General features: G+C 46.6%; 13 protein-coding genes. 8 read left to right on the plus strand and 5 right to left on the minus strand.

Annotated elements, in window-relative coordinates:
* The 8 genes from H141_RS0118020 to H141_RS0118055 form a co-directional block, all read left to right on the plus strand.
* A partial coding sequence (locus H141_RS0118020) for an IS3 family transposase (protein ID WP_019677686.1) occupies positions 1-264 on the plus strand: 264 nt, incomplete at its 5' end.
* Positions 265-412: 148 nt separating this feature from the next.
* Positions 413-835 (plus strand): flagellar hook assembly protein FlgD, encoded by a 423-nt coding sequence (locus tag H141_RS0118025; protein WP_019677687.1) that lies wholly within the window; start codon positions 413-415, stop codon positions 833-835.
* A gap of 20 nt (positions 836-855) precedes the next feature.
* Positions 856-2,016 carry a flagellar basal-body rod protein FlgF gene (gene flgF / locus H141_RS0118030; protein WP_019677688.1) on the plus strand — a complete coding sequence of 387 codons (1,161 nt, stop codon included), beginning with the start codon at positions 856-858 and terminating at the stop codon, positions 2,014-2,016.
* Positions 2,016-2,765, plus strand: a complete 750-nt coding sequence (locus tag H141_RS0118035) for a FliM/FliN family flagellar motor C-terminal domain-containing protein (protein WP_019677689.1) — start codon at positions 2,016-2,018, stop codon at positions 2,763-2,765. The genes flgF and H141_RS0118035 overlap by 1 nt, the downstream gene beginning before the upstream one ends.
* Positions 2,758-3,069, plus strand: a complete 312-nt coding sequence (locus H141_RS0118040) for a FliM/FliN family flagellar motor switch protein (protein ID WP_019677690.1) — start codon at positions 2,758-2,760, stop codon at positions 3,067-3,069. The genes H141_RS0118035 and H141_RS0118040 overlap by 8 nt, the downstream gene beginning before the upstream one ends.
* A 3-nt stretch (positions 3,070-3,072) precedes the next feature.
* Positions 3,073-3,354: a hypothetical protein gene (locus H141_RS0118045; RefSeq protein WP_019677691.1), complete on the plus strand. Its 282-nt coding sequence runs from the start codon at positions 3,073-3,075 to the stop codon at positions 3,352-3,354.
* Positions 3,347-4,075, plus strand: coding sequence for a flagellar type III secretion system pore protein FliP (gene fliP, locus H141_RS0118050; protein ID WP_019677692.1), 729 nt, complete (start codon positions 3,347-3,349; stop codon positions 4,073-4,075). The genes H141_RS0118045 and fliP overlap by 8 nt, the downstream gene beginning before the upstream one ends.
* A 3-nt stretch (positions 4,076-4,078) precedes the next feature.
* Positions 4,079-4,753, plus strand: coding sequence for a sigma-70 family RNA polymerase sigma factor (locus tag H141_RS0118055; RefSeq protein WP_019677693.1), 675 nt, complete (start codon positions 4,079-4,081; stop codon positions 4,751-4,753).
* Positions 4,754-4,864: 111 nt separating this feature from the next.
* Here H141_RS0118055 and H141_RS0118060 read toward each other — a convergent pair whose 3' ends face one another.
* The 5 genes from H141_RS0118060 to H141_RS0118080 form a co-directional block, all read right to left on the minus strand.
* Positions 4,865-7,180, minus strand: coding sequence for a BACON domain-containing protein (locus tag H141_RS0118060; RefSeq protein WP_019677694.1), 2,316 nt, complete (start codon positions 7,178-7,180; stop codon positions 4,865-4,867).
* Between the two features lie 355 nt (positions 7,181-7,535).
* Positions 7,536-8,165: an SEL1-like repeat protein gene (locus H141_RS0118065; RefSeq protein WP_157611017.1), complete on the minus strand. Its 630-nt coding sequence runs from the start codon at positions 8,163-8,165 to the stop codon at positions 7,536-7,538.
* On the minus strand, positions 8,059-8,568 hold the full coding sequence (locus H141_RS21680; protein WP_019677696.1) for a hypothetical protein: 510 nt from the start codon (positions 8,566-8,568) through the stop codon (positions 8,059-8,061). The genes H141_RS0118065 and H141_RS21680 overlap by 107 nt, the downstream gene beginning before the upstream one ends.
* Before the next feature lie 2 nt (positions 8,569-8,570).
* Complete coding sequence (locus tag H141_RS0118075) at positions 8,571-9,098, minus strand: hypothetical protein (protein ID WP_019677697.1); 528 nt, start codon at positions 9,096-9,098, stop codon at positions 8,571-8,573.
* Complete coding sequence (locus tag H141_RS0118080) at positions 9,095-23,611, minus strand: putative Ig domain-containing protein (RefSeq protein ID WP_157611019.1); 14,517 nt, start codon at positions 23,609-23,611, stop codon at positions 9,095-9,097. The genes H141_RS0118075 and H141_RS0118080 overlap by 4 nt, the downstream gene beginning before the upstream one ends.
* Positions 23,612-23,672 lie beyond the last annotated feature (61 nt).

The raw sequence follows: 23,672 nt of genomic DNA on the forward strand, positions 1-23,672 counted from the left end.
TCGCATGATTACCGAGACTTGATTAAAAAGCACCAGTTGGTGCAAAGCATGAGCCGCAAAGGTAACTGCTGGGACAATGCCTGCGCGGAAAGCTTCTTCCACTCATTGAAAGTTGAAGCAATCCAGGACGAGCCGATAATGGATAGGGAAACAATGCGACAGCACGTTTTTGAATACATTGAGGTTGATTACAACAAGACCAGAAGGCATAGTGCTCTTGGCTATCTCAGCCCAGAGAATTTTGAATTGAAGAACAGTGCTTAGTGAAGTGTCCACTGTTGCTGGTACAGATCAGAGACTGTAAAACGTTTGTACCAGGTCCAACAGGAAGGCACCTTTGGTTTTAGCGACGTGCAGGAAATTTGGCTCAATGGCAAGCCATTGTCGGAGCATGGTAATAAGGAGCAGAGTTATGCAGGTTGAATCCATTGGAGCGCCTGCAGTACCGCAGAGCGCAGCTGCAACAAATAGCAGTGCAATATCGCAGGAAGAGTTTATCAAGTTGTTTTTGGCACAGCTGAACTACCAGGATCCGCTGGAGCCAGTTAATAACAGTGAGTTTCTTGCTCAACTTGCCCAGTTCTCGTCTTTAGAACAGAGCCGCCAGATAAACGACAACATAGTCGGCTTACTGACCATGAATTCATCAAATCAGGCGTTAACCCTGCTTAGTAAAGAGGTTCAGGTAACAACTGAAACCGGTGCCAGTTTTGTTGGCACAGTTCAGGCTGTTAGTTACGGGGAAAGAGGTCCATCGCTGACTGTGTTAAATGCTGATGGTAGCTTTGTTGATAAAATAACCTTAAGCCAGATAAAGCTGGTGCAAGAAAACTAATATAAACAAAAGGAAACAATATGTTACAGGCTTTCTATACAGGGCTGTCAGGGATGTTCTCATTTTCAGACAATCTAAGTACCGTTAGTAATAACATTGCAAACATGAATACACCAGGTTTTCGTGGTGGAGAGAATTTTTACAAAAGTCTGTCTTTCAGTGAAGGCTCTTACGGTACCCAGATAGATAGTCTGGGCTATCGCTTTACTGCAGGCGATATTCGCCAGACAGGTAATGCAACTGATTTGGCGATCTCCGGCAATGGCTTTTTTACCCTGCTAAAAGATGATCAGCAATTCTACAGTCGGGCCGGCCAATTTGTGTTCAACGATCAGGGTGAGCTGGTTGACCGGACTAGTGGCGCGGCAGTTGCAGCTCTGGATAGCAATGGCCAGCTACAAAAGCTGGATATCAGCGGGCTAAAAGTGCTACCACCCAAGGCGACGACTTCTGTCAGCTTAAGCGGGAATTTATCTTCTGAAATGTCAGAGCATAGTATAAATGGCGTAGTGGTATATAACGGCCTGGGTGAGGCTACTGAGTTAAAGTTGACCTTTAGTAAAAGTGCCACGGTTGCAGGCAGTTGGACAGTTACCGTAAAAGATACGGATGACAATACCCTTCATACGGCAGAGTTGCGCTTTAATACCGATGGCTCACCAACGGACGGCTTTAATGCATTTAACTTTGAGCTTGAAGACTCCCGCGGTAATAAAACACCAGTAGCATTTGACTTTGGCACGGGCTTCGGCAAAACAACGTCGGTGGCATCCGGCGCAACCTCTACCATTAAAGCTAAGGTAGATGATGGTTACGCTTTAAGTGACTTACAACAAATCAGCTTTACTGCCGACGGCGCGCTGGTACTAAAATACGCTAACGGCGAGGAAAAAAGCCATTTACGCCTTGCGATAAGCGACTTTAGTAATAAAGACGCCTTAGAGCTGGTAGAAGGTAGCTTGTTTCGTAGCAAAGACAATGCCTCACTGACGTTAGGGCGTGCCGGAGAAGGCAGCTTGGGCAAAATAGCGCCACAAAGCCTCGAGCTGTCTAACGTTGATTTATCAAAAGAGTTTGCCGACATGATAATCATTCAGCGTGGTTATCAAGCCAGCTCCCGGATGTTAAATGTGGCCAACCAAATGTTGGAACAACTATACGAAAATACCCGGGGCCGTTAATGCAAGTTAAATTAGCAGGTGTAATGAGTGCATTGCAACAGCAGCAACTTGAGCATTATTGTACCCAATTGGCTGATGGCTGGAGCAAGCACTGGTTTGGCTGTGCGGTAGACGATTGCAGTATAAACTTCAACCAGCATTTGTTTGCTGAGTTGCCAGCATTAGAAGATTGCCAGCACTGTAACCAGGGTGTAGCTTTACATTATCAGCCAAAGCCGACATTCAATGCGGTTTTTTCACAGGCATTAATGTTCAAACCACAGCCGCAGGATGAAGCAGATGAATTGCTGGTTAAGAAATTTGCTGCCACTGTGCTTGCAGATTTATCTGCACGATATACAGCAGCTCCGGCATCTGATGATACCACGGCAGAGCTGGACCAATGGCAAGTAGAATTGACCCTGATGATAAATTGTCAGCCTGTGGTTATTCGCCTCAGTGCCAGCTTGGTTAATAAACTTCTAAAACGGTGTTCCGAACCAGAAGTCACAATTGCAAAGCCAGCTCTATCGCAACGTCAGTTTGCAATGCAGACAGCATTGGTCAGCATTACACCCCGTTTGGGCCCGGTATCGCTACCGATTAAACAGCTACTAAGTTTGCAGGTTGGCTCGGTGATAACATTATCGCAGCCAATTTCCGCACCTATTCCCTTTTACCGCGATGATAAAGTGGTTTCGATAACCGGTTATCTGGTGGATCAAAAAGGTAAAAAAGCGCTTTATCTTTCAGGAGCTAAACATGAATAAAACGAACGTACAACCTATAGAGTTTTCAGTAGCCGACGCTGAGCCAAGTGGTAAGCCTTTGCTTAAATCAGACTTGTCACTAATCGAAAACTTAGCCGTCCAGTTGGAAACACAAATAGGTGCGGCAAGTATGTCTGTTAAAGAGCTGTATGCTCTTTGTCAGGGCGATATTGTCAGCCTTAACACGGCCGTACATGACGATATCGATTTACTGCTCAATGGCCAGGTTGTCGCCCGCGGTAAACTGGTGGCAGCAGATGGGCATTTTGCTATCGAAATAACAGAACTCTCTGAGCGGGTATAACGCATGGAAGGTTTGCAGTTTCGCCAGACTGATAGCATTGCCGACTGGCAAATTATGCTGTTAGCGCTGTTTTGCATGGTGCTGATTATGTTGTGGTTCGGTATTAAGCGTTATGCAAGTCAGCGTAATATTTCCGGTACAGCAGAGCAGCCTGTTAGTAATCGTTACAAATTAGCTACTGGTCAAATGCTGCATCAAATCAGATTTCAGGGCAAAGAATACCTGGTTCTGGAAAGCCGTTTTGGTATGACACAATTGGATGTTAAGGAAGTGTCTGTTGAGTAGTAAAGTCATTTTTTTGCTGTTGACTATTGTAAGTCCGCAGGCTGTAGCCGCCACCGATTACAATGCGTGGCAACAAACTTGGCAGGATGCCGTTACCTGGGCGCCTGAACTGAAAACATTGTCTTTGTTGACGGTGCTGTCATTTGTTCCGGTAATGCTGATAGCCGTTACCGCTTTTACCCGCATTATTATCGTGTTATCGATGCTACGCCATGCTCTGGGGTTACCGCAAACCCCACCTAATGTGGTGTTGCTGACACTGGCATTATTTTTAACGCTGTACTGTATGCAGCCGGTTTGGCAACAGATCGATGAACAGGCTGTGCAACCCTATCACAGTCAGCTAATTTCGCTGGAGCAGGCGCTTGACAACGGCATTGCCCCATTAAAAAGCTTTATGGTAAGCCAAACCCGGGAAAGTAATTTTGCTGCTGTCTATCAGATGGCGAAAACGCCATTGCCAGCATCTGCAGAAGAAGTCAGTCTGTTATACCTGATCCCGGCTTTCTTGCTCAGTGAGCTGACAACCGCATTTCAAATTGCCTTTGTAATCTTTATTCCCTTTCTGTTAATTGACCTTATCGTCGCCAGCGTGCTGATGTCGTTAGGGATGATTATGGTACCGCCCATTTCAATTGCGCTACCGATAAAGGTGATGGTGTTTGTGTTAATTGATGGCTGGTCATTGGTTACTCAATCTTTGGTCAGTAGTTTTAGTTAGCCTATGGAACTCGCTGAGCAACAATTGTGGCAGCAATTTGGCAACGGCGCTTGCAAAAGCGCCCGGGAAGCTATTTTTAGGTTATACCAGAATTGGGCCGCTTCACAGGCTATGCAATGGACCAAGCGGGTTTTTATTCCGGGTGCTGAGCCTGATGATTTTGTGCAATATGCGCATCTTGGTTTACTAGAAGCAATTGACCGGTTTAACCCTGAGTTGGGGTTTGAGTTTTCTACCTTTGCCCGCCACAGAATTAAAGGCTGTATTCTTAACAGCATATTTCGTTACTCAGAAAAAACCGCTAATTTACGCCGCTCAGAGCAAGAAACCAGTGAATTGGTATCGGGTTTACTCAGTGCGTCACAAAGTCTGCAGCAAGGTCCTTTTGCCGCCTTAAGCGAGCTTATATTGGATTTAGCGGTAGATTATGCGTTACAAAATCCGGTGCAGGAAACCGAGCCACTTATGTTACAAGGCAGTGCTTATTCATCACCGGAGTATAATGCTTTTGCCGATAGAATTGTCTCAAAAGTGGCAACATTGCAGGAACCGTTGTTTAGTATTATTAAATTGCACTATCAACAAGGAATGACCTTTCAGCAAATTGCCGATATTTTGGAATTATCCAAGGGGCGGATCAGCCAATTACATAAAGAAGCGTTGGCAAAGCTTATTTAGATTGACGGTTCATTTAAATTTAATTCCAGCAGATTGTCGTTCTGCTGGAATTATCTGAAGGATAGGTAAGCCAGCGTTTTAAAAAGAGACGCTGACTTAACTTTATAGTAACTAATTACTGGTTGGTGAGCGCATAAACTTTACTTGTACCTTCTCGCCCAATCTATTAATTGAGGATAACGCAATAATCTCGCTACTATCACTGGAAACAGCTATACCACCGGAAACAATGGTATGTTCAATCGACGACTTAAGCAGTCCAAGCGAAGTGCCATCTGCAGCATAAACAAAAATATCTTCGGTGTGATAGAAGGATCTTCCACCGCCTACAATTTTACCGTCACTGGCGCAAACTATCGCTCTGGGGTTTAGGCTCGGTAAAACATAGTCGACAATGTTGTCGCTCGCCATTCCATAGGCAGCAAATGAGGACTGTTGATAACCCAAGTAAATATATTTTCCTGATGATTCAAAGCAAGCTAGTCTATCAAAACCTCCGGTGTTAACTTTAATTATTGATCGCTGGATCACGCTGTTAACCTCACCACCATTTAGTAATGAGTAACCAAAATCATACAACTTTCCATAGTTGTCGACAATTAACGCAGGAGAGTAATTAGCGTTCAAACTAAGCCCAGCCGGAGTAATAGCCTTACTGGCAAGAGGCAATGGTAAACCAGTGTCGGTGTCAAAAATTTTTCCCGGCACACCCAACAACATAGATTTACTATTTTGCTTAATGTGCAGCAATCCCAGCTGTTCCTGCTGTACTTGATCCATGTGGTAAACTTCTAATTCTGTGCCAGTCTCTGCATCAAGTGTCTGAATTTGCTGGTTGAGCTTGTCAAAAATAAACAGCTTACTACCATCAACTGAATACGCGATTCCACGAATTTTGCCAAAATTGTTCAGGGTATAAAGTGGTTCGGCAGTATAGACATTGTAAACACTAAGCGTATTTTCAAAACCAATAACAATCTCTGGCTTAAACGGATTTACGGCGTGAGAGACGCGATCAGGATATACGTCGTCGATACCTGGCAGGCTAAAATATCGTGTTTCAGGTACTGAAGACAAAATGCTAAAACCAACCTTAATTTGCTCAGTATTAACTGCTTCATCGGATGTAACAGTTACAGTGGCATAGTGGGTCTGCTCTGAGGCCAGTCCTGATGGGTCTGCCTGTACAGTAAGAGCTTGGTTTCCGCCCCCTGAAGCTGTCACCGTTAGCCACGGCATATCGCTAGTTGCCTTCCAGCTAAAATCTTCCTGGTTTACGCTGTTAAATACATTTATCTGACGCTGCAGCAACGATTGATCTGGCGCGCTGCTTAACGCCACCGCATAGACGTTCAGGCTTATCTGACTTAACTCTTTGTTTAGTGTCACATCAACAACACGTTCGAATTCAAGCTCACCTACAGTTAACTGCAAAGTTGCTTTGCCATTAAAAGTACCGGTCATATCTTCTGGTGCGATACTGCGAATATACAGCGTTTTACCGTTTCCGTTTACATACCCCTCAGCCTCATCTGCGCTCAGCCATTCAATACCATTGTCAGTTTCAAAGCTCAGTTTATAAGCATGTGAATGCTCGCCAGTGTTGATGGAAAACTGAATTGGTAATGAGTTTTGCTCTATCCCTTTAGGGCCACCGATAACGTTTTCATCTGCTGAAAATTCAAAAGTTGGCATATCAAGTTTTATTTGATAGCTAAAACCGTGATAGCTGAAATTGGTTAGATCGCGCAGTGTAATTACTGCATTGTGAGTTCCTGGTTGAAGCATTGAGGTATTAACGATACCGTTAATATTACTGCCGCCCTGGCCTGAACTCGCATCAAACGTAAACCAATCGACTGAACTGGTAACCTCCCATTTAGTGCGGTTGTCTGCGGTAAATGAAATGGGCACAGACAACGTTTCTGCAAAAGCACCGTATACCATATGATTTTGTTTGGAATGCTCGCTTAACGTTAACGCTTGCCAAAGATCCACCTCGACCGTAACAACTTTAGACGTCAACAGATTACCCTTACTATCAGTGGTACCAACACTAAAAGAAGCAGTAGATACACCAACAGACATCAATTGGGGATTCACAGACAGTGTTAGCACATAGTTACTTCCTGAGCCTGACATTTCGAAATTTAACCAATTGACCGGCGTCTGGCCATCGGTGTAGGCGGCACCGGCATAGGCGACATTTTTTCCGGTAATATTTATGTTTATCTGCTTACGATCAGTGCTTACCGACATGGGCGTGCCGGAAATGCGAATTGCAGATTGACTTAAGGTAAATGCGCCTGCATAGCTGCCCCCGGCATCGCTGCTGCCTCCTCCGCAACCGGATAGTGCCGCGAGCACCAATAAAATTAGCCCAAATGGTATTGTTTTTATACTTTTGCTTAGCATCGTGATATCCATGTTTAATAACGTCCTGATAGTTCTTTTATCTATATATTTAATAATTTAGCGGGTAATCAACCGGATACACCTTACTGATAGCTCGTATGCGACGATGTGTTTATTGTACTTTTCAATATTCTTAAAAATATTGGAGCTGTGCTAATACCCAATAACAGTTATTTCCTGTTATTGAGAAGAATGTTTAATGGAAATTAACTAATTACTTAATTAACTTTGTTAATTCTGACTTGGTAAAGGGCATATGTTCAAAATGTGCGCCGTGTTTGACGCACAATTATCCGTTGGAAGGTGAGCTTTTCTCAGTTGTTAAACCGGACATCCGTATTCGAACGATATGAACGGGATATCCAATTTATTTCATGCAATTGGCCAAATCGCCATAGGTATTCAGCTCGTCAATGGCGTCTTGTGCGTCACCATCACCTGCTGCTGTCGCTTTCTGTAACCATGCATAAGCATTGTCATTATCTTGCTTACAGGCAAAGTGCTCGCCCAGCCATAACATGGCTCTGGCATAGCCTTTCGTTGCAGCTGCATCATAGTGTTCGAGTGCTTTAGTCTGGTTTTTCTGATCTTCTGCCAGTCTCGCTAAAATGTAGTCGGCTTCAGCGTCACCTCTGCTTGCTGCGCTTAGCAGTAGCTGCACGCCTTGTTTTTGCTGTTCGACACTGTCTGCACCTAGCAATCGCCAACCTTCTTTTCGCACGGCTTCAGGTAGTTGTGTATCCGGGTTGCCTAGTGCCGCAGAGCGCTGGTTGGCAAATTGCTGGTATTGGCTAAGAAGGTGCTGATAAAAGCGTTGCTGCTCACCTGACTCACTGGCTTTTTGTTGTAAATAAGGCAAAAAAGCAGGTTTAATTTCAATAACGGCTTGATCAGGACCAAAATAAACTGCCCGCTCTGCCAATACATCTACTGCGCCGGTGTTGCCATTCTCTGCAGCAGTTTGCAGCAGTTTGCAGCAGTTGTTCAGCCCTGCCATAATCCGGGCCGGACGGAGATAACATGTTAAGTTGGGTTTTCAGTAAAATATAACCCAGTAAAAAATGCGAGTTCGTGTGACCTTGTTCCACTGCGGCCTCAAGGTGCTGCTTGGCATCAGATATTGCTATTTTTTCCTCTGTTGGCAGCGTAAATGTGCGTTGTGCCCGTTCATCAGCGCTGAGCTCTAGATCAAAAAGCCTGGTTTTGCTGGAAACAATGGCCGTAGCCATAAAAAAATGCGCAAACATATCATTTTCAGCGGCCAAGGCAGGGCATTCGCTTAGCACCGCAGTATAGTTTTGTGCTTCACCAGCCGCGTAACAGGGGTCGGTATTAACAGGTTGCGCAGCACTGAGGCTGGCAGTAGCCAGCCCCAGTAGGGCAAGGGAGATATGTTTCATCGTTATTGCTCGTTATTTGTGTTGTTGTCTTGCTCAGGCCGGTAAGTACACACCGGCCTGATACTGTTGCCTAGCAAGCGGTCTTCGCAGTGCATATCGCTATCGGGCTTATCCAACAGGCGGATATCGCAGTTAACGGCGTAGATGTCTGTCCCTGAAATAATTTCTCGCTTTTTGCCATATATCAAGAAATCAAACGAATATGCCTCCACACCGTTAACACCAAAATCAATCACAATATCTTCATCTACCCTTATTTCAAAACTCTCATTTATAGCAGTAATAGGTGTCGTAACGCTTCTATCTATACCACGCTGATAAAATGTTAAGCAGGAATAAAAGGCGCCGAGGCGCCCGGTTTTGGGCACCTGAGCGTTTTGGGGGTAAATTTCTAACACCCTATAGTGGGTGTCAGGTGTCCACTCTTTTAACCGATAAATCGCTTTATCTTCACTGGTAATAATGCCATAGCCAGCAATTAACAAACCAATTACCCATGCAATGAGTAAAACTTTTTGCCATAGCTTCATTCATTGCCCCCTGACACCCATTTACTTCTGCGCCAGTCATAGTAACCACCTTCTCCACTCATACTAAAAGCATTTGGGTCACGGTATAGGCCTGTTTTAGGTGCTTTGCCGAACAGTTGGGTTGATAGCTGAATGCCACCAATATTGCCTTTATCTGCGCTTACATATGAGAGGCCAAGTGCCTTATTGGTGTTTTTCCAATTATCACCTAAGCCTACATGTGTATAACCACCTGCCATAGCCCTAGTAAAATCTGGCGATGTATAGAGCGTGTTTTCTAAATTCAGGTTAGCCGACGGTATCGCCAGGCCTAATTTGCCGCCAGCTTCAGCATTAGCATAAAAACTGCCAAACATATCGCCATTTTTAAAGTCAACGGCAACAAAAACACCTGCCGCCATATTAAATTTAGCGCCTGCTTCAATTTCGCCGGCTATACCGGTTGCATAAGTAAAACCACCGGTGCGGCTAATGTCGCTTGAAATAGTGCGAACCGTGTCAGCAACGCCTGCCGGGTTGGTTAACACATTCCAACCAGCTTGTGCAGTGCCATAACCTAAACCAGCTACGGTACTGCCTTTAGCCATACCCCCGATGGCACCCAACTTACTGCTACCATGAATAAAGCTACCACGAAAGCCAGCTTGCGCTGTTGCCAGCAAGCCTTTGCCTGCTAAGCGCACGCCACCGGCTAATAAACCTGCACCACCCACCATATAACTGCCATACTCCAATGTTGTGTTAATGGCATTAACAAAGTCATTCTGTACCAAGCGCGCAGCACCCCATAAATCAGCACCGGTTAAATTACCATCAAAGTCGGTAAAGCTGGCTTTGCGCAACATAGTAGCTTGATTTACATTGTAAATACCACGCGTTATGCCGTCGTCTCTGGCGATTTGCATTCTACCGGCAATATTATCATCTGAGTAATAATCACTGCGCTGAGTGTAAAGCTGTTGGCTAATACCCAGTAAAGCACTGTGGCTGTCTGTGGTTAGGTTATTAGCAAAAATAAAATCTATCAGTGCCTCGTGCTGCTGCCGGACCATGCCGATGTCAGTAACACCCGTGGTTAAGTTCACTGCGCCTGCGGAATTGCCACCCTCAAGTGATATACGCAGGTTGCCGTCCGTTTCATCAAAACGAACCTGGTCGCGCTGCCCTGGTGAAGCATATTTATCAAACAATTGCTGTGCGGCTTCTGGCGAAGCAGGATCTGCACCGCTGGCTACTGCTGCCAGATTGTTTGCCGCGCTATCAGCTTTTGCCGCGGCTTTAAGCTTATCTTCTTCAGCTTTCACACGGCTCGCCACAAAGCTATTACCCAATGCATTACCAAAGGCATCGGTTGCTACGCTGCTAAAGTTCCAGCTGGGGCGGTCATTGCCTTGCTGAATCAACTTACCTGCGCCATAGCCGATTGCTGCGCCAGCAATGCCGCTTAGGGTGCCGCTAACAATACCCTGGCCTTCGTTAAAACGCTCAAAAGGCGAGTTAGGGTCGGTCAAGCCCAGACGGTGCATGGCACCTGCGGTTAGCGCGCTAGTGGCGACATTACGCCAGTTAAAGCTGGCCTGGTTACCAACCAGTTTATTGGCAGCTGTACCCGCAATAGAACTACCCGCTGCTAACGCTACTTTTTGTGCCCCGCTCAGTGTTGCAGTAGTGCCGGCACCCAAAGCACTACCTAGCCCAGCGGTAAAGCCTGCCGTTAAGCCTGAGGCCAGGGCGTTTTTCAGGCTGTAGCCGTTTTGAACACCGAGAATATTACCAGCCACTTGTCCTGCTAAAGCACCTACCGCTCCACCGACACCTGCGCCAACTGCCCCTGCTACACCTAAGCCACCGCTTAGCGCCGCAGTTCCAGTACCTGCAACTCCAAGTGTGGTACCTGCGGCTGTTGTTATAGTTGTAGCTCCTGCCGCTGTGGTTGCGGAAGCTGAACCAACACTTGCACCTGCTGAAGCTGCTGCATTAGTGCCCGCACCAGCGGTATACACTGTTACCACAACAACAATAGCAATAATAATGATCGTTGCCAGAGCATTACACCCAGCCGCTGGTGGCGGTGGGGCGTAGGGTAGGGCTGGCGTGGTATCGCCAATAATTTGCGCCAGGTCCATTGGCTTAAAGCTGTCGCTGCGGTTCTCGCTGTTAGCCCGGGAGGGGATGTCCAGCGCGGTACCTTCCTGCAATGGGCTGTCGGCACTTAGGCCGTTGGCGCTGGCAATAATGTACCAGTAGTCGCTGCTGCCATAAAACAGCTGGGCGATGCCTTGTAATGTATCGCCGGCACGCGCTGTATAACGCTGACTGCTGGTGCTGCTGCTGTCTGGCGCACTAAAATGTTGCTCTTTAAAGAATACATTACCGTCAGTATCATACTCACCTAAGTAATTGCCATTGCTGTACTGGTAATTACTAATGGCGCCTTTTGCCACAAAGCCGGTACCTACCCGGGTGTTAGCGGTAGGGTCGCTTAGTAAGCTGGTTTGGGTGCCGGCGAACTTGCGTAACAGCTGACCGTCGGCACTGTAAAAGAAATGCCGCGCCTCGACCTGAGTTTCGCCATTAACACGCTCCTCTACCGCTATCCGGTTGCCATTGACATCATAGGTACTGAAGGTAGAGGCGGGAGTAAAACTGCCACTACTGACACTGGTGGCAACGCCTGAAACAGATTTTTCAAGAAAGCTACCGCGTGCTTCCAGTGTTTTGGTAAACATCCATTGATATGATTCAGGCGTGCTGCTGTTTTCATTATAAAAACGGGCGTTTTTGGTATAAATATAACCACTATTGATTCCCGCAGGATTGTAGAAGTTGCCATAGCTTGTTGTTGCGAGCAGGTCTAAATCATCAACATTTACACCATAGCTACCATCAATACGCTGCCCCGGACTTGGAAATATCAGTTCGTTTAAACCAAGATTCTCTGCCAGAGTGTCATGCCAACTGCTATCCAGTCCAAACTCTTCAACGTATTTAACGTTACCATCGCCGCGATAGTAAGTGTGCTGTATATTTTTTAAAGCGCCCGCAAGCTCAATTGTTACCGGGACATAGCCCCAGACATCGCCTTCAGGAAGTTCGCCCCATACGTCAATACTGGTCGTTTCATTCAGGCCAAAATAGTTATTTGTTTGACTAATCCTGTTTAATTCATCGTACTGATACGTTGCTTGTTTGCGCCAGTTTGCACTGTTTAAAGCGTCGGGGTTGGTATAGAGGTCAGTATTACTGGTATTTTTATAGGCATTCACCTGACCAAGCAGACCCTGCGCATTATAGCTGTACTGGGTAGCACTTCTGCCGCCGTTGGCAATTACCATACTTTGCTGGCCAGCACTGTTGTACTCAAGGTATTGCCCCTGGTCTGTAATGCTAAGTTGGCCCGCGGTTAATGTGCCACCGTCGATTACTACCCGGCTTAGCTGATCATAGCTAAACCAGTGCTCTTGCACAGTAGCAGGCTCGGTTGGGTTAGGCTCAGACAGCGGTGCAACAATGACTTGCTGCTCAGCTGCACGGGTACCAGCGTCAAACGCATTATAGTTAGTTACATTTTGTATCGATATTTCATCGTGCGACTGGTGCATGTTTACTAGTGAGGGATCAGTCGGCGTATCCACTCTTGGTAGTAAAGTTCTATCGCCAAGTACCCTAATTGTTAGGCTGGATGAAGCACTTTCACCACTAGGATCAGTTGCAGTGATAATCACTCTATAACTACCAAACTCTGACAGTACACCTGAAATGGTGTCGCCTGAAAAAAATAGTTCTTCCGGTAAACCACTCACGCTATAAGTAAGCGGATCACCATCCGGGTCCATGAACGTAGTAGTTGGAATGGTATAACTGAAATATTCATATTGTCCGGCTACAGCAAAATTTGCTGTTCTGATTGCGCGCGGTGCCTGGTTAATTCCAACCGGCTCAGCGTTTACCGTTAAGGTAAATATGCCACTCACCGATGCTCCATCGGGATCTGTTGCTGTAACTGTAACGTTGTATGTACCAGCACTTGGCCAAGGTAAGCGGCCACGAATATTGCCGCTAAAACGGCTAATCACTGTTTCCGGGGGTAAACCCGTAGCTGTAAATCTCAGGCTATCTCCATCGGCATCTGTAAAATAGCTGCCGACACTGAAGTTAAGATAGTCACCCTCCATGAAAACTTTATCTGGTAAAGGGCTAACCGTTGGTGGCGTATTGCCGACAGGGGGAGTGATAACACTGGCTATTGTCAACGTGAATTCACGTTGGGTACTGACAATTCCGTCATCTGCATTTATCCTGACTATGTAGATGCCATTTGTACCTTGATCCGGGATGCCAGATAGTGACCCATTGCTACTGAAGATCAAGCCTTGCGGCATTGCAACCGGAACTTCGACAAACTGCCCTAATTCCGGATCGTATTCTCGCACAAATACTTGTGCTGTATAGTTTATGGTGTCGCCATCAGGATCTGTCAGGTAGGTTGCAATATTGTAGTTGAATGTGTCACCTTCGTTTGTGACAATATCAGGAATATCACCAATCGGTGCCTGATTGACTCCTTGCTGTACCTGGATATCAACATTGATCGTATCTGCAGTGTTATAGCCATCTGAAGCTTGTATGCGCAGCTGGTAGGGCGTATCACGTGCAGCGCTATTCGGAATAGCAGAACCATTACTGATAATGACGCCATCTTCACCGGTGCTAACTTGCAGCCAACCGTTAATAAGCCCGTTGCTATCAGGAACTACTTCTTCGTAGTCCAGCCAATAAGTATAAACTAAAGGTTGGGTAGTAATAGGATTGTCTAGCCAGTTTGGGTCTGTTGTAAGGTTCCTATCGGTAAACGGAATTGTTTCATTTAGCTGCTCGCCCGGGCTAACGGAAACAGAAGTGTGTTCATTTGCACCAGGGCTGTAATCCAATATAACAGTAAAGCTGTCTGATATAATATCTTCACCGTTTACTGTTGCAATAAGGGTCAGCGTCAGCTGCTCAACATCTCCTGTATAATTGGGGTTTATTGCCAATATCCCTTGTGAAAGTGCCGCGGTGTCCAAAGCATCACTTACATCAATCGGACCACCAACCGTTTCAGCAGTACTAGTGCCAATCCTATACGTAGCACCAGTATTTCCCTGAAGAAATCCTGTAATGTCATTACCATTTCTGCCAATTGAATAGTCGAACTCAATGTGTTGAACCAAATATTGATTCCGAATAGGGGCCCAGGTTGCCGGCCCTTCAACATCAATATAAAGATCTGCCGACCTAGATACCAAATCACCATCCGATGCAGTAACCTCAAGATGCAAAGTCTGGTTGGCGAACGATGTCGGCGCTGTGCCCGATACAGCAATACTGCCCGTTCCATCAATAGTAAGAATTTCTAACCACGGAAACTGAAGTTGTATCTCAGCCAATGACAATTGCTCACCATTTATTCTGAAAGTGTACTCATAAGATGGCGTATCGCCATAGCTGTTGTCCGGATCCCAGAACTGCAATAGTTGTTCCGGTATTTGCTGTTCAGCATTTACCTGTACCCGCACATCATCTTCAGGCTCTGGCGCATAATTATCGACATAAGGTAGTTGGCCTTCATAGCCATTCCAGACTTTCATAGAGCGACGGTTGCCTAGGGCGTCGTAGCTGTAGATGATTTTCGAAACATCGCGGCCGGTGGTGTCGGTTGTGTTTACAGACTTTATCCGACCATTGCTGTCATAATTGGTATAGGTTGTAAAACGTATTGTTTCATTAAAGGCGTTTACTGAAGTGCTTTCTTCAACTGTGCGCTGCCCGGCCGCATCATATACATATCCGCTGCGAGCTCCGGTTGTTTCATCAATAACAGACTCTATCCAGCCATTTTCATAGTAGCTGTATCGTAAGCTCTGACCATGCTCACTGGTGACTGTCTCAATCTGGTTTGACTCATAGTCACCAATGTAATTGCCATCCTCATCGTACTTTTCATAAGTAACATACGTATAATTGTAGTTTTTACCACCCAAATCATTATGTGCGATGAGATTACCAAACTCTGAGTATTGCCAGGTATTCTGATTTAAATCGTTATTCGCATACACATTACTGTATCGTTCCAGCGTTTTATTGCCATATCGGTCATATGCGAACTCTTTAATTTGGCCCTCAGGCGTTTTGGCATATATCACGTTGCCTCTGGCATCGTGTTTATACTGATACGCAAAGCCTGCGGCATCGAGCTGGCTGACGCGATGGCCCATGTTGTTGTAGCTATAGGTTGTTAACGTATGGTTGTAAAAACTGCCTGACTGAGATTGTTGTCTGATATCACCAACGGCAGTAACCTGGCCGGCAGCATTATAGCTGGTAGTCGCGATCATACCTGCACTGTTCTGAGTGGCGACCTGTCGGCCAAACTGATCAAATGCCGAGTAACTGCGGGTATTAAGCGCATCGATGGTCTGAACCAACTGCCCTAAAGTATTAAATACCTGGCCTGTTTTATTACCGTAATGGTCTTCAGTTTCAAGCAGGTTACCCATTACATCGTAGCGGTATTGCGTTGTTGGGCTGATAACGCTGGCTTGCCCGGTTTGATCAACGTCAATAACATCGGGTCGTGTTTCAACGGTAACTTTGTTCAACGCATTGTACTGGTACCGATAAACATAGCCATTGGCATCGGTATAGCGAGTCACATTACCCCAGCGGTCAAAATCCTGTTGAATTTTACCTTCGACTAGTGCTTCGCCATACAGTATAAAATTTGGTAAGAACACGGTGGTTATTCTACCCAAACTATCCAGTGCATAAGCTGTAGCTTGATAGAAATCGTCGTTATCAGCAGTGGCTACAACCCTACCAGCCAGATCTACCCCATTAGTTTTGACTGCATTATTTTTGTTGGTGGACAATAAATTGCCAGATAAGTCGTAATTGTAAAAGGTGCCATTTTCTGTTGCTACTTCGCCAAAACTATTATACGAAAAGCTATCCCAACTTTCCGTCACAGTCGGCTGACCTGTCTGACGAATTTTCAATGCTTGCTGAGTAAGCTGCCCTTGCAGATTATAAGTGTAAGACTGGATAACTTCTTTCTCAGCTTCTTCGATATCAACGGTATCCCAGCCAGTTAAAGAGTTTTCAACAAAGTCTCCAGCGGTATAATTAAGTTCTATCAGAATAATTCTTGTATCACCGTTTATCTCAGCTTGCCCTCGTAAGGTAATAGATCCAGTTTCTGGTGCTCTGCCACTGAATGTTCCGCTGCTGACATCAAAAGTTAACCAGCCTGGCATAGGCGCTCGGTAAACAAAATCACGATTGTGCTCGGCATCATATTCCGTTACGAAATGATATACCTGATAACTGTAAACATCTGAAGGTTCGGTATAGCCAGTTGTTGAGTTGATTAGTCTGCCAGCATGGTCAAACTCAGCGGTTACCTTTTGCCCCATTGCGTTAGTGGTTTCTATAGCCTGTCCTCGGCTGTTGTATTTGTGCTGGGTAACAATATCGTCGGCAGCTAACGCGCTTTTTTGGCGGATCTCAACTGCATTACCAAATACATCATACTGATATGCAGTAATTTGCTGAACAGTGGTGTAAGCAGCCTCATTTTGCAGACCACTTGTATTATTTATTACTGCTGCATCGGTAGATGTTAACGCAGCAAAGCTGGCTGATTTGGTAGAGCTAATATTGCCCAATACATCGTAGCCAATATCCGATGTTAAGTTGCCATTTTGGCTTACGGTACGTAACTGGCCTAGTGCATCGTAGCTATTTACTGTGCTAGTGGTTGCTAAGGCGGTTATGGCGCTGCTGCTACCGCTGCGTTGCCACAGTTGCACATTGTGCTTAGTTTCTGTTAGCAAGCGGCCCATTTCATCGTAAGCATAAGTTGTCTTGCGGTCCTGGCCGGTAATGGCATTGCCGGCTGCAGGCGGTGTTGGTACTAAGTTTGCTGTTAATGCTGAACTGTTTATTGCTCTGGCGTATTCAGTTTGTTCATTGACCTGGCCGAAACTGTTGTATTGCCAGGTTGTCAGGTAACCGCCGGCATCGACACTGGCAATTTTGTTTCCGGTATTACTGTAGTAGTAGTAGCTGTCTGACCAGTGCTCAGTGGAGCTGTATCCTTGAAAGTTATCTGACCAGACTTCAGTTGTAGCGCGGTGGCTCAGTACCGACGTTTTCCAAATGTCCCCAAAGGCATTGTAACTGAAGTGGGTCGTAGGGCTGCCGGTGGCGTTACGAGTATAGCCGTCAGCATCAAGATAGTAGTAAGTGCGGCTTGCTTCAGTAACGGCCTTTTTCAGGCCATTAGCGTAATAAGTAGTGGTGAGGATTCTGTCCTTGGTGGTATCGGTTACCAAGGCGTATTCGGTGACGCCATCAACATTTTTACTGGCAAAAACATCTGTGGCAGTTAGCGGCTGACCGTGCCCCCAGGACGTATTGTCGTGTAACCACTGTAAATCAATGGTATTGGCGAAGCGTTTAACTGAAGTCTGATTGCCCAGCACATCATACTGGTACTGGCTAACGTTAGCTTTAGTAGTGACAGCCCAGTCGAGCTCTGTGGCGTCTAACTCAAATTGCAAGCGTCCTGCGGCATCATAAACATGATGCTTTTGTGAGACCGTGGAAATAAACGTCACAAACTCGTTGCTGGTGTCCACCATCACGGCACTTCTGACAGCCCGGCCCAGTGCATCATATTCTGTTGTTGAAAAGGTGATAGGCGCGTTTTCAGCTACCGGTTGTGTGACTTTTATTTGCCTGCCTGCGGCATCATAACCAAAGGTGGTTTCGCGCACCTGGCCATAAAAGGCGACGGTGCCGGGGACGCTACTACCCTGATGCACGCCTTCTTTGATGGCAGTCACATTGCCGGTCGCATCATATTGATACTGCTTAACGGCGAAGCCATTGATGCTTTGATAAGCATCGCCGACCAGCGTTTTAATACCGGTTAACATCGGGCTGAACTCAGCGCTTACCCGGCCACTGTTGTCGTAGTTAAAACGCCATTCTTTGTCGTTTTTATCTATCCGGCTAAACAATAAGCCGTTGGCGCTGTACTTATAACTTTCGGTAAAGCCCTCGGCGTCTTTAACCGCAATTAAGCGACCGGCGTTGTCGTAGCTATTTTCCGTAACCCTGTCGGTGCTGGTGAAGACATTGCCCTGGTATTGGGTTTGCAGGTCATTAAAGGTGAGGGTGCCGGCAGTAAATTTTGCCGCCAGAGGTGTGTTCGGCAATGCGCTGGCATATTGCACCACGGTGGCGGTTTTGCCACTGTTGTCATAACGGCTTTCGGTAACGGCGCCGCTGCTGTCGACGTTAAAGCGCAGGCGGTCAGCTTTGTCATAGAATAACCCGTTAACCCGGTTATTGGTGTCGTTTATCGCGCCTTTACTGATTAAGGCATTATGGAGTGTGGTGGCGGTGTATTGTGCCTGGTAAGCAACAGTTTTGGCATAGGCAGTGGTTTTAACCAGATTACCGGCGGCATCGTAGCTATTGTGTTTGACTGCAGCCTGATTGCCATCGATGTCGGTGAGCGAGTAACTTAAACGGCCCTGGTTATCGTAGACATTGGCAATGCGCGCATCCGCCACACCGCCGGTTTTGTAGCTTATGGCAGAGGCTGTAAAGGTACCCGCTTTAAGCGCACTGATATTGGCGGCGCTGATATCGGCATAGCGGCCTTTACGCACCTGCTCGGTAACGCGGCCTAAGCCATCATAGTGGTATAGTGTGGTGGCGCCGGTGGCGTCGATGTAGGCCGTTTTGCGGTTTTCGCTATCATACACAGTGTAGTCAGACACTTTATCCGCACTGCCGATAAAGCTGCTGATGCTGCTATCCAGCGCGATTAAATCAGCTGTGAGTGCTGTTTGCGTCTGTGACAGCGTCAAGAAGCTGCTGTAGCGGTGGGTGCTAACCTGGCGCCCCAGCTTGTCGTACTCGTAGCGTTCAACCGCCGCTTTTAGTGTGGGCGAAACCGCTGAGACAGTCAGTTTTACGGTTAGCTCACCAGCGTCATTGTAGCGATAAACTTGTTGCGCATAGCGATTAATGGTGCCGGTTACTGTCGTTATCTGATCAATCATGGTGCGCTGTTCAACCAACTGACCTTTGTCGTTGTAAATATACTGGGTAGGGGCATCATCGCCTTTGGCAGATGAAACCAACTGTCCAAGAGCGTTGTACTGGTATGACGTAATAATAGGCTGGCTGCTGCCGGCGCCTTCAGTTACCGTTAACTTATTGCCGGTACGGTCGTAGCTGTATTGGGTTTTAAGTTGCTCCACTGAGCCGTCAACCGGGTCCAGGCCCAACCTGATAACCTCTTTTACCCGGCCTTTTTTATCAAAGTGCGTAGTGGTCACACGCGCTTCCGTGGCAGAGAAAAACTGTTTTTGGTCTACGATGGTACCGCGTTTCTGATAGTCCCAGCTGGTGGTTAATGCCAGGCCATCGGGGTCGGTAATGCGGGTTATTACCCGGCCAACACCATCATAGCTGGTACTGATTTGTTTGCCGTTCGCATCGGTGCTGGTGAGCTGCTGATTATTATTATCAAAGGTTCTGGTTTCTTGCTTAACGCCGTTTAGCCAGCGCTCGGTCATATTGCCGTTGGCGTCATAGACATAGTGATTATTTTGTAGCACAGCATCATCTGCTGTTTGAACCCGTACCTCGGTGACTCTGCCACGCGCATCGCGGCGAGTGACTTGCTGTACGTTGTCTGCGCCAGTTACGGTGATGCTGTTGTCGGCGTCGTTGTAGGTATAGCTGGTGATATTGCCATGCGCATCAACCTGCTGATACACGCGGCCAAACAGGTCGTAGCGGCTGATGCTTTGCCGCTCTGTACCATTAACCATGGTTTTGCTGATAACCACCTTGCCAACCTGGTCCGGGCTGATACCGCGCTGAGTATCGTACTCGAAGGTGGTGAGCTGCTGCGCTGCATTGGTGGTGGTGTCCAAGCGGCCAAAGGCGTCGTAAGTGTTAGTACTGATACGCTCAGCACCGCCAACGTCTTGCAGTTGCTGCAGCAACAAACCGCGCTTGTCATAGCTAAATTCATCTACCCGTGGGGTTTCTCCAGCTCCTTCGCTTAGTTTATTTCGGGTCGTTTGTTTTATCAGCTGAGTAAAGGCATTATATTTAAATTCGCTAACGTAGTTGTCTGCATCTGTGCTGCTGGCAGTGAGGCCGCGCTTATCAAACTCCTGGGACGTTGTTATATCATTAATGTCGTCACGCTTGGCTTCCACCAGTGCCTGAACCGAGCTATAAGCTCCGCCGGTTAACCCCGCCAGTTCAGTGGTATTGAATTGATTAATATATTCGCGGGTCTGCTCACGCTGACCAAAGCTGGTGTAGGTGTATTCAGTTATCTGCCCTGCAGCATCGACCATATAGCGCAGTTGCTGTTTCTCATCATAATAAAACAGCGTTTTAAAGCCCCTGGCATCGACGACAGAGACTAAGTTGCCCGTGTAATCGTATTGTTTTTGCATTGCGCCGGTGTTATTGAAGGCGGCTTCAATTTCCGCTGCGCTGGCATCAGCCAGCTGGGCATTCTGGTTCGCATCCAGTGACGCAGTTTGCCGGCCTAGTTTATCGAAGGCAAAACGCTCAGTGCTGATGTCATTTTGCAGCTCGGCCACGCTTAGTTCAGTTTGGCTTAGCAGGGCAGCCGAGCCCGCCTGGCGCTTAATTAACTGGCCCATGTCATCATAGTGATACGTAATAGCGCTGCCATCGGAGGCGCTTTCAAGCGTTAATGCACCGCGTTTATCATACTGGTAATAGGTAGAGCGCTTTTCCCCGGCCGGCAGAATAAGAGCATTGCCCAGCTGATGGTCGCGCACTGCTGTGGCATAGACAAGCTGCTCAGTCAGATTGCCGTCAACGTCATACTGCATTGAGCTGACTTTACCGTCACTGTCAATCGTGGCTTTTAGCCTGCCTGCGGCATCATAGAACGAAAAAGAAACCTTATCGTCGGCACTGGCAACCGCTGTTAAAGGCGTTGCCGCGCTGGCGTAGTGCCGTATTGCAATATTATTGCCGGCACCATCGTAGTAATACTGGGTCAGGTAACCTTCGGCGTCGGTCTCAAACTCAAGCTGGCCATTTTTATTGTACTGCAACAGGCTGGCCCGCTGGGCTATAGCAGAATTATCAGCACTGGCAAAGGCCGTTAAATCAGTGACGATATCGTCATAGGTAATAGTGGCGACAAGTTGACCGCGGGCATTGTAACGGCTCTCGGTCACATAGCCTTCGGGATCTAAAACAAAGCGCAGTTGACCCGCTTTGTTATACATATACTCAGTGCGTCTATCTTGGTCTGATACTGTAATTAAATCATTTAAAGACGCTAAAATATACTTCACATTAATATTGGCAATTGCTTCATTGTCGTACCAGCTTTCAGTATTCACTTTGTTGTCGTAACGAACTGTACTAATTAACTGATTTGCATTGTTGTAAAAATATCTCGTTACTGCACCGCTCTCATCAACTGTTGCCGCGATACGGCCAGCGGAGTCATGTAAATTGTAAGTCCTTGTATTACCTTGGTTGCTAATTTCGGCAACGACTTGCCCTCTGGCATCACGGACATAATTTATATATTCGAACTCTGTTGACTGTTCTGATGTCCCTTTATAAGCTTCAATAATTCTGCCCATATGATCATACACTTCAGTCTGCCACAAACCATTTGCGTATTGTGTGACAATACTCTGACTGGCATCGTCAAAGACATAAGACGTGACTACGCCTAAACTGTCGGTTGCCTGCACCCGCCGGCCCAGGCCGTCATATTGGTAAGTTTTGCGGTAGTTCTCAGGTGCGCCCGTCTCAACACTGCGGGCACTGATTTCCTGTAGTAAATTACCGTTGTAGTCATAGACAAATTTCTGGGTTGCTACAGCGCCGGCACCGTTACCTTGCAGGTCGATTTGATTATACTGCGTGACGGCAGAAAGTTGGCCTCGAAAATCATACTGGTACTCGGCAAGCTGTTGTTCGACATTTGTCAGGTTGCTTACCCAACTCTCCAGCGATAGCAGCGTAATGTTATCTGTTTCTGTCAGGCCTCCCACATCATATCTGCTGACAGTGTATTGGCGCATACTTGTACGCAAACCAAAGGCATCATACTGGTATTCGGTCACGCTGCCATCGGCAGCAACTGCAAAGCGCAAGTTACTACCATCGTATACAAAGCGGCTGGTATTACTTCCAGTTGTCTCAGTTAATAATAAGTTATCAGTACTAAAAGTGCGGGTGACCGCCCGCATTTCAGGATCTGTGACGCTGGTTTGGTTGCCTTTGGAATCATAGGTAAAACGTGTGAGATGATTCAGGCCATCCTGGATGGTTTCCAACTGGCCTGATGACGTGTAGCCATATTGAGTAGTTACAATTTGCCCGTTAATGGTTCGTTTGAGCGACTCAAGTCGTTTGGCTGTGTCGAATTGGTAGTCAATGCTTTCGTCAAAACCCCACCAACTGTTGTTATAGGTGACCCGGGTAAGACTTTCGCTGATGTAGTTATAACTGGTAATCATGCTGCCATTGACGCCACTTTGAGTGGTGCTTACTACACGATAGTCTCCAGCGCCATTGTCTTCATACTCGATAGAAAACGAGGTGCCGTCACTTTGGCTGATTGACGCTAGTCGGTTACTGGTGCCGTGATAGGTGTATGCGATCTGATAAACATCGTTATCGGAAATAGAGCGGTCATCGGGGGTGTTGTCAATTTTAATGCTGTTGAGACGGTTCTCGGCGTCGTAGCCATAATACACTTTAACGGCATTAAGGCTGCTGGCCGGATCTATTGTCTCAATTTTTTCAAGCAGCCCTGCAGCGTTATACAATAAATTGGTTGTTTGAATACCGGTTTTAGTACTCACGCTGATACTGGTTGGCTTGCCAGCAGAGTAGTTAATAGATGTGGTATTACCGTTGGCATCGGCGCGGGCGATAAGCTGGTTGGTTAGGGTGTTATAGGTTTCAGTTTGTTGCTCACGGCCATCCAGTTTAAATAATGCGGTAGCGCCTTGCCAAATGATGACATCATGGCTGTCAGCACCTTTAGTGCTGATATAGTGACCCGCGCTGGTATCATAATTAAATACTTGCTCATAGCCATCGGCAGTCGTTCTGACAATCAGGCTGCCAGCCTGGTTAGCAGTACCTTCCAGGCTGATATCACTGATAAACCCGAGGCGCCACTGGTCATTATTATCACCGTCGAAGTTACCCAGGCTGTTGTAGGTTCTGGACATGCCAAACCCTAAGCCCAGGCCCTTAATAATTTCGTCCTGGCCCTGCACTACCAGATTACCGGTTGCGGCATTAACGAAGATATTTTCTTTGGCTTGGCCTAGTGTTGCCTGTCCGCCCTGACTCGAAATACCATTGCTTAACGAGCTATTGAAATACCCTAAACCTTCACCAGCGATAATTGCAGCCATAATAACCTTCAACAAATTTTCTATTAATTAGTAGCAATTTCCTGCTATTCAGAAAAATGTT

Source organism: Arsukibacterium perlucidum DSM 18276, from assembly GCF_000382165.1.
In the GTDB taxonomy this organism is placed as follows: Bacteria; Pseudomonadota; Gammaproteobacteria; order Enterobacterales; family Alteromonadaceae; genus Alishewanella; species Alishewanella perlucidum.